The 12,546-nt window shown below is 69.2% G+C and carries 13 protein-coding genes; 4 read left to right on the forward strand and 9 right to left on the reverse strand.

What is annotated here, in order from left to right; translation table 11 throughout:
• Positions 1 to 437: 437 nt before the first annotated feature.
• Positions 438 to 1,037 (reverse strand): AsnC family transcriptional regulator, encoded by a 600-nt coding sequence (locus CK500_RS01925; RefSeq protein ID WP_095635567.1) that lies wholly within the window; start codon positions 1,035 to 1,037, stop codon positions 438 to 440.
• A 131-nt stretch (positions 1,038 to 1,168) separates the two neighbouring features.
• Here CK500_RS01925 and CK500_RS01930 point away from each other — a divergent pair, with 131 nt between their 5' ends.
• Positions 1,169 to 1,366, forward strand: coding sequence for a CopZ family metallochaperone (locus tag CK500_RS01930; RefSeq protein WP_095635568.1), 198 nt, complete (start codon positions 1,169 to 1,171; stop codon positions 1,364 to 1,366).
• Between the two features lie 127 nt (positions 1,367 to 1,493).
• On the opposite strand, the gene CK500_RS01935 is transcribed toward CK500_RS01930, so the two are convergent.
• The 6 genes from CK500_RS01935 to CK500_RS01960 all read right to left on the reverse strand — a co-directional run bounded on the left by CK500_RS01935 (position 1,494) and on the right by CK500_RS01960 (position 7,689).
• Complete coding sequence (locus tag CK500_RS01935; protein WP_095635569.1) at positions 1,494 to 1,700, reverse strand: hypothetical protein; 207 nt, start codon at positions 1,698 to 1,700, stop codon at positions 1,494 to 1,496.
• Between the two features lie 91 nt (positions 1,701 to 1,791).
• Positions 1,792 to 3,219 carry a dihydrolipoyl dehydrogenase gene (lpdA, locus tag CK500_RS01940; protein WP_095635570.1) on the reverse strand — a complete coding sequence of 476 codons (1,428 nt, stop codon included), beginning with the start codon at positions 3,217 to 3,219 and terminating at the stop codon, positions 1,792 to 1,794.
• Entirely contained in the window at positions 3,219 to 4,892 is a 1,674-nt protein-coding gene (locus tag CK500_RS01945; RefSeq protein WP_095635571.1) for a dihydrolipoamide acetyltransferase family protein, read from the reverse strand. The genes lpdA and CK500_RS01945 overlap by 1 nt, the downstream gene beginning before the upstream one ends.
• Positions 4,893 to 4,894: 2 nt before the next feature.
• Positions 4,895 to 5,881, reverse strand: a complete 987-nt coding sequence (locus CK500_RS01950) for an alpha-ketoacid dehydrogenase subunit beta (protein ID WP_095635572.1) — start codon at positions 5,879 to 5,881, stop codon at positions 4,895 to 4,897.
• Positions 5,882 to 6,985, reverse strand: a complete 1,104-nt coding sequence (gene pdhA, locus CK500_RS01955; protein ID WP_095635723.1) for a pyruvate dehydrogenase (acetyl-transferring) E1 component subunit alpha — start codon at positions 6,983 to 6,985, stop codon at positions 5,882 to 5,884.
• Between the two features lie 299 nt (positions 6,986 to 7,284).
• Positions 7,285 to 7,689, reverse strand: coding sequence for a hypothetical protein (locus CK500_RS01960; RefSeq protein ID WP_004048800.1), 405 nt, complete (start codon positions 7,687 to 7,689; stop codon positions 7,285 to 7,287).
• Between the two features lie 158 nt (positions 7,690 to 7,847).
• On the opposite strand from CK500_RS01960, the gene CK500_RS01965 reads away from it, so the two are divergent.
• Positions 7,848 to 9,680: a sensor histidine kinase gene (locus tag CK500_RS01965; protein WP_158224016.1), complete on the forward strand. Its 1,833-nt coding sequence runs from the start codon at positions 7,848 to 7,850 to the stop codon at positions 9,678 to 9,680.
• 15 nt (positions 9,681 to 9,695) lie between these two features.
• On the opposite strand, the gene CK500_RS01970 is transcribed toward CK500_RS01965, so the two are convergent.
• Positions 9,696 to 10,334, reverse strand: coding sequence for an RPA family protein (locus CK500_RS01970; RefSeq protein ID WP_095635574.1), 639 nt, complete (start codon positions 10,332 to 10,334; stop codon positions 9,696 to 9,698).
• A 1-nt stretch (position 10,335) separates the two neighbouring features.
• A complete protein-coding gene (locus tag CK500_RS01975) occupies positions 10,336 to 11,262 on the reverse strand; it encodes a replication factor A (RefSeq protein ID WP_095635575.1) in 927 nt (308 codons plus the stop codon).
• Between the two features lie 557 nt (positions 11,263 to 11,819).
• Between CK500_RS01975 and CK500_RS16745 the strand changes: the two genes are divergently transcribed.
• A complete protein-coding gene (locus CK500_RS16745) occupies positions 11,820 to 12,101 on the forward strand; it encodes a hypothetical protein (RefSeq protein ID WP_144049509.1) in 282 nt (93 codons plus the stop codon).
• A gap of 85 nt (positions 12,102 to 12,186) precedes the next feature.
• Positions 12,187 to 12,489, forward strand: coding sequence for a DUF7091 family protein (locus CK500_RS01980; protein ID WP_095635576.1), 303 nt, complete (start codon positions 12,187 to 12,189; stop codon positions 12,487 to 12,489).
• The last annotated feature ends 57 nt before the right edge of the window (positions 12,490 to 12,546 follow it).

Below are 12,546 nucleotides of genomic sequence, written 5' to 3' on the forward strand. Positions count from 1 at the left end.
GCGTGCCTCCGAGCGCCCTGATAAGGGCGCGAGGAGCACGCGCGAGGTCGCCGGCGCTACGCGCCGGCTGCCAGAGGGACCTTCGGTCCCTCGCTGGACGCGGTGAGCGCTCGCAGAGCGCGAACCGCGAGGCTGGGGAGGCGTGAGGCTGGGTGGTTGCGGGGTGGGACTCAAAGGGGCAGTCGCGAAGCGGGCGCAGACGACGGAAGTAGCGAGGGACCGAAGGTCCCTCTGACAGCCGGCGGCTTCGCCGCCGGCAAGACCGCAAGGAGCGAGCACCGCGAGCGACTGAGGACCGCACCGAGTGTGCGCCCGCTTCGCGACTGGGGCTTTGGAGGCGTTCGTCGACGATCCGCGATCGACTATTTATAAGCGAGCGGCTGAGGTTTGCCAGTAGTCACCGACAAAATCCGCTTATAAACAACTGGCCCGTCAGATTATACCCCTTCCTCCAACCGCTGGTACCGCTCTCGAAACCGCGACAGGCAGGAGGAACAGCAGAAGTGGTACACCTCGCCGTCGATCCGCGCCGTCTCGCCCTCGCTGTCGACGGTGTTGGAACACTCCGCGCAGGTCAACGCGAACTCCACGCCCTCGATCGAGGGCGTCCACTCGAACTCGTCGACCAGGGTGACCGCGTAGTCGTCGACGGCGACCCCCTCGAACAATCCCTGCACCCACTCCCTCGCGTTCCGACCCTCCACGCGGGCGTACACCCGGAGGTCGCCCTCGGCCGTGACGAACACGTGCTCGACCGCGTCGGCGTCCCGGACCCGATCCCGCGCCGCGTCGAGCGCCTCGGGGCGGTTCGGCGGCAGCGCCACGTCGATCAGCACCGGCACCCCGGCGCGCAGCTTCGTCCGGTCGACATCGACCGTGAACCCCTCGATGATGCCGGCCTCCTGTAGCCGCGTGACGCGGTCCGAGACCGCGGGCCCGGAGAGCCCCACCCGTTCGCCGATCTCGCTGAACGCCCGGCGGGCGTCGTCGGCCAGCAGCGACAGGATCTGCAAGTCCGTCTCGTCGAGGTCGCGCATGGCTCGCGGTACGCACCGGATATATAAGACGGTTGGGCGTGACGCTTCGGATTCCAAAGTCAAGGCGGTCGTCGAGCCGCAGTCCCGAAGCAGAAAACGACAAACATCTACCCGCCGTATCGGTACGTGTCATGAGCCGGACGATCACGGTCGAGGGAATGTCGTGTGGACACTGCGAACAGAGCGTCACGGAGGCGCTGGAGGGCGTCGACGGCGTCGAGAGCGCGACCGCGGACCGCGAGAGCGACTCGGCGACCGTCGAGGGCGACGCCGACCCGGACGCCTTGGTGAGCGCGGTGAGCGAGGCGGGCTACGACGCGTCGGCGTAAACGGTCCGGCGCGTCGACCTAGACGGCCAGCGCGTCGGCTAAAGGGTCCGGCGCGTCTGTTTCTGGGGTGACCACCGGATTCTCCTTCGAGTGTCGGGTCCGAATCGAGCGCGACCGACGCGACTCGCTATCGGTACCGGAGAGCCAGGACGCCGACGACCGCCGACAGACCAACGACGGTCAGCACTTCCCCCCACAGTCCGGGCTCTCCCACCGTGGCGATCCCGATCGCGGTCATCGCGAGACCCACGAGCAGCGTCAGGGCGCCCAAGACGACGTTCGGGACGAACCCGAGGACGGCGTCGGCGATCAGGTCGAAAACCTCGTCGAACACGATCAGTGACAGCGTGTCCGTACCGGCGTCACAAAGTTCCGGCGGGCGGAGACTGAACCGACGGACCCTCGGACAGAGACCGGTCCCCGCCTTACCGGTTCAGCGTGTGAATCGCCTGTCCGCGGGCGTTCTCCGCGGCCTCCATCACCGCCTCCGCGAGCGTCGGGTGGGTGTGGACCGTCGCCGCCACGTCCTCCAGCGTCGCGCCCATCTCGATCGCGAGCGCGACCTCGGCGATCAGCTCCGAAGCCTCCGGGCCGACGATCTGCGCGCCGAGCACGAAGCCGGTCTCGTCGTCGGCGACGATCCGGACGAACCCCTCGGTGTGGCCGGTCGTCATCGCGCGGCCGGAGGCGTTGAAGGGCATCTCGCCGACCGCGGGCTCGAACCCCTCCGCTTCCGCCGCTTCCTCGGTCAGCCCCACCGTCCCGATCTCGGGGTCGGTGAAGACGGCCGCGGGGATCGCCTGCTGGTCCATCGCGGCCGGCTCGCCCGCGATCACCTCGGCGGCGACGATCCCCTCCGTCGAGGCCGCGTGCGCGAGCATCGGGTCGCCGGCCACGTCGCCGACGGCGTGAATATGGTCGACCGCGGTGCGGGTGCGGTCGTCCGTCTCGACGAACCCGCGGTCGTCCGTCTCGATCCCGGCGTTCCCTAAGTCGAGCCCGTCCGTGACCGGCTGACGCCCGACCGCGACGAGGATCTTGTCGACGCCGTATGTCGACTCCTCTCCCTCCTCCGTCTCCGTGTGGAGGAGATAGCCGCCGTCGGCGCCCTCGGACCACTCGCTCGCGCCCTCGCCGAAGTGGAACTCGACGCCCAGCTCCTCGGCGCGCTTGCGGACGATCCGCTTCACGTCGTCCTCGTAGGGGTCGAGGATGTCGTCGAGCATCTCGACGACCGTCACGTCGGCGCCGAGCTTCGCGTACGTGGTCGCCAGCTCCATGCCGATGTACCCGCCGCCGACGATCCCGAGCCGGTCCGGGACCGTGTCGGCGTCGAGCGCCTCGGCGGAGCTCCAGACGTGGTCCGCGGCGAACTCGAAGCCGGGGATCTGGATCGGGCGCGACCCGGTCGCGACGATCGCGTGCTCGAACTCGATCGACTCGGACCCTTGCCCCTCGCCGCCGTGCGCGACGCGGGCGGTGTGCTCGTCGACGAACGACGCCTCGCCCTCGATCAGGTTGACGCCGTTGGCCTTACAGAGCTTCTCGACGCCGCCGGTGAGCCGGTCGACGACCCCGTCCTTCCACTCGACCATCTTCCCCATGTCGACGGCGGGGTCCGCGTGGATCCCCATCGACTCGGCGTTGCCGGCCTCGTGGGCGAGCCCAGACCCCGTGATCAGCGCCTTCGAGGGGATACAGCCGCGGTTGAGACAGACCCCTCCGTAGGCGTCCTTCTCGACGAGGGTCGTGTCGAGCCCCTCCTGTGCGGCGCGGATGGCGGCGACGTAGCCGCCCGGTCCCGCGCCGATCACCAGTACCTCCGTTCCGGTTGTGACGTCTCCGACGACCATTATTGAGTCAACAGTAGCAGCGGGTGTTCAAGGTGTTCCATCACGGTGTTCGCGAACTCGGCCGCGACCGCGCCGTCGATCACGCGGTGGTCGATCGACAGCGACAGCGGCAGGGTCGGCGCCGCGACGACCGCGCCGTCGCGGGCGACGGGGCGCTCCTCGATGGCGCCCAGCCCCAAGATCGCGGTCTCTGGGTAGTTGATGATCGGCGTGGCGTACTCCCCGCCGATGGCGCCGAAGTTGGTGATCGAGAACGTGCCGCCCTTCATCTCCGCCGGCTTGAGCTTGCGCTCGCGGGCGCGGGCGGCGAGGTCGCTGACCTCCGCGGCCAGCTCGAAGAGCCCCTTCTCGTCGACGTCCTCGACGACCGGCACCATCAGCCCGGCGTCGGTCGCGACGGCGATCCCGAGGTTGTACTCCTTTTTCAACACGATCTCCTCGTCGTCCTCGCGGAGCTCGCTGTTGAGGTACGGGTACTCCTTCAGCCCCGCGACGATCGCCTTCATCACGAACGGCATGTAGGTGAGCCGCACGCCCGCCTCCTCCGCCCGGGGCTTCAGCTCCTCGCGAGCTTCCACGAGAGCATCGACCTCGGCTGTGTCGTGGTGGGTGACGTGCGGGGCGGTGAACTTTGAGCGCTCCATCTGCTTCCCGATGGTGCGCCGCACCCCGCGGTAGGGGACGGTCTCGTCAGCCGAACCGGTCGTCGCATCGGCGTCGGTCACACCGGTGCCGGTCGTCGCACCGGCGCCTGCCGTCGCGGAGCCCGCGGCGGCACCGCCGGCGTCGACGTCGACCGGTTCGGGTTCGGTGGCCGAGTCGGCCGCCGTCCCCGACTCCAGCGCCTCGGCGTACGCGCGAACGTCCTCGCCGGTGACGAACGCCTCGCCGTCCCGGGTCTCGTCGGTCGGCACGTCGTCGATGTCGACGCCGAGCTCGCGGACGACCTTCCGAGTCGCGGGCGTCGCGAGCGTCGTCTCGCGGCCGGCTGGTTCGGGTGCTCCGGCAGACGGCGCTGCAGTCGACGCGGAGCCCGCGGAGCCGTCCTCGCCGCGCTTTTTCACGGCGGATTTCCGGCCGCCGGATCCCACGTCGGTCGGGGTCGGCGCCGGCGCCTCGTCGGAGCCGGAATCGCCCGCGTCGTCGCCTCCGCCGCCCTCGGCGTGCGCCCGCACGTCGGCCTCGCTGATCCGGCCGCCGGGGCCGCTCCCGTCGACCGCCGCGATGTCGACGCCGAGTTCGCGTGCGAGCCGGCGGGCGGAGGGCGGCGCGAAGGTTCGGCCGGACGAGGTGGCCGGTTCGGAGTCACCGTCGGCGGCGTCGGGGTCGGCGTCAGCCGCGCCCGGTTCCGACCCTTCCGCCTCGCCCCTCGGCTCGTCGCCCGGAGCCGCGTCGGCGCCGTCAGCCTCCCCTCCGGCGTCTCCGTCGTCCTCCCCGACGCGGAACGAGATGATCACGTCGCCGACGGGGACGACGTCCCCCTCCTCGACGAACAGCTCCTCGACGGTCCCGTCGTAGCTCGACGGGACCTCGACGAGCGCCTTGTCGGTCTCGACCTCGGCGACCGGCTGGTCCTCCTCGACGCGGTCGCCGGGCGCGACGAGCCACGAGACGAGCTCGCCCTCGGCGACGCCTTCGCCCACGTCGGGCAGTTTGAACTCTTTGACCGGCATGGTCAGAACTCCACCGCCTCCCTGATACCCTCCTCGATCCGGGTCGCGGACGGGAGGTAATAGTCCTCTAAGGCGTACAGCGGGTAGGGCGCGTCGAAGCCGGTGACGCGCTTCACCGGCGCCTCCTGGTACAACAGCGCCTCCTCCTGGATGATCGCCGTGATCTCCCCGGCGAGCCCGCCGGTCTTCGGGGCCTCGTGGACGACGACGGCGCGCCCGGTGGCCTCGAACGCCTCGACGATCGCCTCGCGGTCGAGCGGCGAGACGGTGCGGAGGTCGACGACCTCGCACTCGATCCCCTCCTCGGCGAGCGTCTCGGCCGCCTCCAGCGTCGGGCGCGTCATGGCGCCGTAGGTGAACACCGCCACGTCGCCACCCTCGCGGCGGGTGGCCGCCTCGCCGATGGGGACGGTGTACGGCTCCTCGGGCACCTCGTCGCGGAACGCCCGGTAGATGAGCTTCGGTTCGAGGAAGATCACCGGGTCGGGGTCGCGGATCGACGCCGCCAACAGCCCCTTCGCGTCGTACGGGGTAGAGGGAATGACGACCTTCAGCCCGGCCTCGTGGGCGTAAAACGCCTCCTTCGACTCGGAGTGGTGCTCCGGCGCCCGGATCCCGCCGCCGTAGGGGGCACGGAGGGTCATCGGGAGGTTGAACCGCCCCCGGCTTCGGGTCCGGAACCGGGCCATGTGGGAGACGATCTGGTCGAAGCCGGGGTACATGAACCCGGAGAACTGGATCTCGGGGACGGGCTTGAGGCCCATCGCGGCCATGCCGACCGCACAGCCGACGATCCCCGACTCCGCGAGCGGGGTGTCGACGACGCGGTCGCCGCCGAACTCGTCGAACAGCCCTTCGGTCGCGCGGAAGACGCCGCCGTTCTTCCCCACGTCCTGTCCCATCACGAGGACGTCGTCGTCCTCGCGCATCTCGGTGTACAATCCGTCTCGGACCGCCTGTACCACGGTGAGGTTCTGTGTCTCGCTCATTTACTCCTCCAGGAACGCCTCGTCGCCGTGCGCTTCGCGGAACGCCGCGAACTCCTCGTACTGCCGCTCCAGCTCCGGCGGGAGCTCCGCGTACGCGTGCTTGAACATCTCTTCCGGCTTCGGGCGCGCCTCCGACTCGGCCGCTTCGATGGCCTCCGCCACCCGGGTCTCGACGAGCGTCTCGATCTCGGCGACGCGCTCGTCGTCGAGGATACCCTCCGATCGGAGATACGCCTCCAGTCGGGGGATCGGGTCCTTCCGCTTCCACCGCTCGACCTCGTCGTCGTCGCGGTAGACGGTCGGGTCGTCGGCGGTCGTGTGTGCGCCGAACCGATACTGGACCGCCTCAATCAGCGTCGGCCGCGGGCGGTCCGCGTCGGGGTCGCGCGCCTTCTCGACGGCCGCCCGCGTGACGCTGTACACCGCCAGCGGGTCCATCCCGTCTACCTGGACGCCGTCGATCCCGTACGCCTCCGCCTTCTGGGCCAGCGTCGCGCTCCGGGTCTGCCGCTCGCGCGGCACGGAGATGGCCCACTGGTTGTTGTTACAGAAGAACACCGTCGGGGTGTCGAACACGCCCGCGAAGTTGACCCCCTCGTGGAAGTCGCCCTCGCTGGTCGCGCCGTCGCCGAAGTAACAGAGGAACGCGTCGTTCTCGCCGCGGAGCTTCGACGCCCACGCCGCGCCGGTCGCGTGCGGGACCTGCGAGGCGATGGGGACCGCGACCGGGAACACGTTGACGTCCTCCGGCGTCGCGTTGCCCGCCTCGTGGCCCATCCAGTAGAGCAGGGTCTGTTTCAGGGGGAGCCCGCGGACCAGGGCGGCGCCGTGCTCGCGGTACGAGGGGACCATCCAGTCGCCCTCGTCGAGCGCGGTCGCGGAGCCGATCTGTGCGCCCTCCTGCCCGGACAGCGGCGGGTAGGTCCCCATTCGCCCCTGCCGCTGGAGGCTCACGGCGCGCCCGTCGAAGTGCCGCGCCAGCCGCATGTGCCGGTAGATCCCGACGAGCTCCTCGTCGGCGAGGTCGGGCACATCGCCGACGACCTCGCCGTCCTCGTCGAGTACACGGACCGGATCGTCGTACGCCCTGTCAAACACGCTCACGGTCGAGCCCACCTCTTCATACACGAACGGTTCGCCGCCCGGGTATTATGGTTTTCGTAAATAGTTTATTATAGTCAGAAATCGATGGGAGGCGTGAGAAACCGTCCATCAGAACCGGATAGAATCGGACGTTTTTGAACAAACAAGCCCACGACCGGCAATATTTTCGCCAATATCGGCGTTTCGCGGAACAGTACCGAACGATCGAGTAGGTTTCTCGGCGATCGGCGGCGCGGCTGGCGGGGAAAAGGGACTGCGGGAGGAGAGGGAGAGAAAGGAGCGGAGCGACGCGCCGTCGACTATCCGAGTCGGAAGGAGGGTTCGTCGGGCTCGCCGTCGAGGTCCTCGAGCTGGATCACCTCTTCGTCGCCGTCCTCCAACTGCTCGCGGAGATAGTTGACGTAGCGTTTGTGCTCTTCGAGCTGCTCGCGGAGGTGATCGGCTTCGAGCTCCAGCCGCTCGTGTTCGCGGACGAAGCTTTTCGGGACCTCGATCTTCGGGGGGAACGACTCGCCGCTCTCACCCATGCTGTCGAGCTCCGCCTCCGGAACGACCCGGACCTGACCGTCGTGGGCAACGAGCGTATCCACGTAGTCCCGGAAGACCGCCGACAGCGAGATGTCTCGCTCCTCGGCGATGTCGCGGAGCGTCTCGAACGCGTCCTCGTTGACGCGGAACGAGATCGTCTTGTTCTTGTTGCCCATTATCGGACCGTTCGTTTCCCGGACCACTTAAGCGTTTGTCAGACGGTGCCGTACCGTCAGGGGTCGTACCGTACTGATCGCCGCGTTCGCGCCTCGTTGCGCCCGCGTACGGCCCCTTTATGTACGAGCGGAGCGCTGGTAGAGGCAAGTGTTCTGAAGTGAGCTGGCAGGCCACCGTCCTCGCGACACCGATGCTGTTCGCCGCGGTCGTCGCCTTCGCGCTCGCCGGGTACGCGGCGGCGACGTTCCGCGGCGGTCGACGCGACCCGACGGTGGCGCTCCTGTTCTGGATCGCGTTCGCCGCCGCGGGGTGGACGGGGCTGTCGGCGTTGAAGCTGTTACACGTCGACCCGGCGACGAAGCTGCTGTTCTACCGCGCGCTCCACGTTCCGGCGGCGGTGTTGCCGGCGCTGATGTTCCTGTTCATCGCGGCGTACACCGACCGAACGCGGTGGCTGTCCCTCCGGGCCGTCGCCGGTGTCCTGTTCGTCCCGGCCGTCTTCGTCGCCCTCGTCGTCACCGATCCGGGCGGCGCGGTCGTCGCGGGCGTACGGGTGATCGAAGGCGATCCGGTCGTGTTGCGGGTCGAGGACGGGCCGGGGTTCGCCCTCTTCATGCTGTACAGCCTCGGGTTCGTGCTCGCGGGGCTCGGGACCGCGGTGTGGGAGGTGCGCCGGGTCGGCCGGCCGTACTACCCGCAGGTGGCGCTCATCAGCGTGGCGCTCCTGGCCCCGCTCGTCGCGGCGGCGGGGACGGCCGCCGAGGTCCCGCCGTTCGTGGACGACCGGATGAACCTCGTCCCGACCGCGGGCGCGGTCTCGACCGTCGCGATCGCCGCGCTGCTCGGCCGGTACCGGCTCTTCGACCTGCCGCCGCTGGCGTACGTGACCGCGATGAAGTACTCGCCGGACCCTCTCCTCGTCCTCGACGACGACGGGGCGATCGTCCACGCGAACGAGCGCGGCGGGGCGTTCCTCGACCGCCTCGGCGCGTCGCCCGGGAGCGACGTGCGGCTGTCGGCGCTGCTCGACGGGTTCTCGCTCGACGACGCCGCGCGGATCGAGACGCAGTCCGGCGACGACTCGACCGACGCGGGGGAAAGCGGCGGCCGGAACGGCACGGGAGGGAGCTGTGACCCCCTCGCGGTGCCCGGGCCCGCGGGAGAGCCGGCGTACTACCGCCCGTTCGTCGAGCCGCTCGTCAGGGGCGGCCGCCGCGCCGGCTGGGTGGTCGTCCTCCGGGACGAGACCGTCCAAGAGCGGCGCCGTCGCGAGCTCGAACGGCAGAACGAGCGGATGGAGGCGTTTTCCGCGACCGTCTCGCACGACCTCCGGAACCCCCTCGGCGTCGCGCAGGGCTACCTCGAGCTGGCCGAGACGGGGGACGGGCCGCCGGACGCGCTCGAGAAGGTTCGAGCGGCTCACGACCGGATGGAGACGATCATCACGCAGCTGCTGTTGCTCGCGCGAGAGGGGCGACCGATCGGCGACCTGCAGTCTGTCGACCTGGGCGCGCTGGCCCGGACGGCGTGGTCGCACGTGGAGACGGGCGACGCGACGCTGACGGTGACCGTCGAGGGAGCGATCCGGGCCGATCCGGGGACGCTCCAGCACGTCTTCGAGAACCTGTTCCGCAACGCGATCGAGCACGGCGGCGACGAGGTGAGCGCGGTCGCGGTGAGCCCGATCGACGGCGGGTTCGCCGTCAGCGACGACGGCGTGGGGGTAGACGTGAGCGAGGCGGAAGCGCTCGACGGCGACGGCGACGGGTCCGACGGTGACGAATCGGGGCGCGACGGCACCGGAATCGGACTGACGATCGTCCGCACGGTCGTCGAGGCCCACGGCTGGGCGTTCCGGATGACGAACGGCCCCGACGGCGGCGCGCGCGCCGAGATAACTGGCGTCGAGGCCGTCGGCGGCGGAGCCGACGCTGGGGACGAAACCGGCTCGGACGGCTCGGAAAAATCGGCCGCGGGAGACCGTCGCTGACCGGGACGGATTCGCTCAGATTCCGGCGGGGGAGTCGGTCGGCGAGTCCGCCGGGTCGGCGGCGAGCTCGTCGCCGTCGCCCTCGTCGAGGTCCTCGAGGGCCGACAGCGCGGCGTCCTTGTACGTCTCGGGGTCGAGGTCGTACTCCTCGCGGGCCATCCGCGCGTACTCGTTGCCCTCGTCGTCGAACGCGGCGACGCGTTCGATCGTTCGCGTGGCCGTCTCGGCGACCCAGCGGTCGCGGGTGACGGCGTCGACCTCGGTGATCGACTCGGGGCGGACGGAGACCCGGACGGTGCCGTCGTCGGTCTCGTACGTCCGGGGCTTCCCCACGACTGCGACGTAAGCGGGCGGCTCCAGGTCGCGGAGCTTGGAGGCGGCCTCGGGCTGGTACTGGCCGGCGTACACGAAGAACGTGCCCGTCGGGTCGACGATGCGGCCGCGCCAGTACTCGGCGTCCTCGCCGACGTCCTCCTTCTCCGTGAGGGTGCCGACGAAGAACACGCGGTTCGAGGACTCGCCCGTCGGTAACAGCGCGTAGACGGGGGCGCGCTCGTCGTCGGACTCGGTGAACGTGTAGCCGGCGTCGTTGAACTCGCTCGCGAACACGCGCCGGGCGACCTCTCGGCTGGGGGTAGACTGGTTCTGACTCATCTCAGATCGACCTCGCTTCGATCAGCGCGCTTTCAACGTCGACGTCGCCGGGACGCTCCATCTCGTCGACCAGGACGTACCGGCCGAAGGTGGGACCGGTGACGCGGTAGTACCGCCCGAGCACGTCGTCGCCCATCTCCTCGGCGACGACGGTGGTGTCGAGCGCGTCCATCGCCATGTCCTTGGCCTCCTCTAGGCCCATCCCGGTGAGCTCCTCGGTGGCCTCGCGGTCGAAGATGACCTCGGTGACGGTCTCGCCGTCGTCGAGGACGCCCTTGATCCGGAGGTCGAACTCGCCCTCGACCTGCCCGTGCTCCGAACAGCGCCCGTTCTGGAGGACGCGCGTGCAGTCGTCCTCGGGGCAGCGCTTGATGAGCCCGGAGCCGGACTGGATATCCACGAGGGCTCCCTCGACGGTGTCGGCGTTGTCGCCGACCTCGATCTCCTCGTCGATCTCGGTGATCTGCGTCGTCCGGTTGAGCTTCACCGAGTAGCTCCCCTCGTACTCGTCGGTGACGACGTTCGAGAGCTCGTACGCCTGCCCCTCCGTCAGTTCGGGGAGGTCGGAGGTCTCGAAGGCGACGAACTTGATCGTGCCCGACTCGTCGCCTAAGAGCCCGACCTGCGAGATCGAGTCGCTGCGGGGCTCCCAGAGGTCGACCAGTTCCACGCGCAGGTCGACCCACTGTTCGTCCTCGTCGATCTCGTTGACCAGGACGGACTCGCTGCCGCCGCGGCCGAGCTCGTCGCGCTCCATCCCGGCGTCTTCGAGGTAGCTGTTGGTGACGCTCCGGCGCGCCTCGTCGAGGGGGACGCGGTACTCGTTGACGAGGTTCTCCAGTCGCTCCTCGACCTCGTCGGCGCCGACGTCTAGGTGGTCCGAGAACTGTTCCGCTATCGCTTCCGCTTCCTGTCGCAGTTCGCTCATGGGGTGTCTCCGCCTCCGGTCGTGTTTCAATGGGAGGCGTACGACGGTTGGTTCCTCACGGTATTAAAAATCCCGCAACCGCGGTGAAAGTGAACGAAACGGCGCGTATGACCCCTCGTACCGCGGGATCTCCGATTCGCGCCGATCGCCGGACGCTGACCGATCGCCCCGGCGTCTGACGCGCGTCAGCCACGCGCGGGCGCTGTTTCAAGTGGAACGATACCACGTGAAGTGCTCTCACGAAACGGCGTGGGTTTTGGCGCAACGGTCGCTTATAAACAGACGCGCGGTGGCGTGCGCCTGCGAGCGCCCTTATAAGGGCGCGAGCAGCCCGCACGAGGGAGTCGCTGGCGGCTGTCGCCGCCAGCGACGAGGCTGGGGAGGTACGAGGTGCGGTTGCCGTGCGGTCGGGTGGGACTCAAAGGGGCAGCCGCGAGGCGGGCGCAGGTGACGCAAGGACCGCAGGGAACGAGCGAAGCGAGTGACCGAGGACCGCAGCGAACGTGCGCCCGCCTCGCGGCTGGGGCTTTGGAGGAGATCGCGTCGATCGGCCGTTTATGAACAACGAGACCAACGTACAGCCGAGCAACTGGGGCTTTGGAGGAGTTCGTGTCGATCGGCCGTTTATGAACAACGAGACCAACGTACAGCCGAGCGGCTGGGGCTTTGGAGGAGATCGCGTCGATCGGCCGTTTATGAACAACGAGACCAACGTACAGCCGAGCGACTGGGGCTTTGGAGGAGATCGCGTCGATCGGCCGTTTATGAACAACGAGACCAACGTACAGCCGAGCGGCTGGGGCTTTGGCGGCGTTCACCGCGCTGGCAACCACTTATAAACGTCTCACGCCGGGTCCGCCATTCCGGGCCCGATCATCTCCCCATCGCCAACGGACCTATATCCGACGCGCCGGTACGGCCTCCATGGACGACCGACTCGAACGCGTCATCCGCCAGCAGCTCCGCAAGGCGGGCAAGCAGTTCGAGGAGGCCAAGCGGGCGTACGCCGAGGCGAAGGACGATCCCGCGGGCGACGGCGCGGGGGCGGCGCGGTACGACCTCCCGACCGACGACGAGGGGCGCGCCCGGATCGTCTGTCGCCGGCACGCCGAGCGCCGGGCCGTCGCCGTCGACGGCGAGGGACGACCGTCGTGTTTCGAGTCCGGGCACCCCGACTGCGAGGGGTGCGCGGAGGACGTGCGGGAGGGGTTCGTCGAGACCTGGTGAGCGGGGAGCCGGGGACCGGACGGATCCAGAAGACGCGACGGACCCCGGGATCCACCC

Origin of the sequence: Halorubrum salipaludis, assembly GCF_002286985.1 — an archaeon.
GTDB lineage: Archaea > Halobacteriota > Halobacteria > Halobacteriales > Haloferacaceae > Halorubrum > Halorubrum salipaludis.

Bases quoted from the DNA above. Each gene is read 5' to 3' on its own strand.
- CK500_RS01925 (WP_095635567.1), bottom strand. From the start codon at position 1,037: ATGCGCGACCTCGACGAGACGGACTTGCAGATCCTGTCGCTGCTGGCC.
- CK500_RS01930 (WP_095635568.1), top strand. From the start codon at position 1,169: ATGAGCCGGACGATCACGGTCGAGGGAATGTCGTGTGGACACTGCGAA.
- lpdA (WP_095635570.1), bottom strand. From the start codon at position 3,219: ATGGTCGTCGGAGACGTCACAACCGGAACGGAGGTACTGGTGATCGGC.
- CK500_RS01945 (WP_095635571.1), bottom strand. From the start codon at position 4,892: ATGCCGGTCAAAGAGTTCAAACTGCCCGACGTGGGCGAAGGCGTCGCC.
- CK500_RS01950 (WP_095635572.1), bottom strand. From the start codon at position 5,881: ATGAGCGAGACACAGAACCTCACCGTGGTACAGGCGGTCCGAGACGGA.
- CK500_RS01960 (WP_004048800.1), bottom strand. From the start codon at position 7,689: ATGGGCAACAAGAACAAGACGATCTCGTTCCGCGTCAACGAGGACGCG.
- CK500_RS01970 (WP_095635574.1), bottom strand. From the start codon at position 10,334: ATGAGTCAGAACCAGTCTACCCCCAGCCGAGAGGTCGCCCGGCGCGTG.
- CK500_RS01975 (WP_095635575.1), bottom strand. From the start codon at position 11,262: ATGAGCGAACTGCGACAGGAAGCGGAAGCGATAGCGGAACAGTTCTCG.
- CK500_RS16745 (WP_144049509.1), top strand. From the start codon at position 11,820: ATGAACAACGAGACCAACGTACAGCCGAGCAACTGGGGCTTTGGAGGA.
- CK500_RS01980 (WP_095635576.1), top strand. From the start codon at position 12,187: ATGGACGACCGACTCGAACGCGTCATCCGCCAGCAGCTCCGCAAGGCG.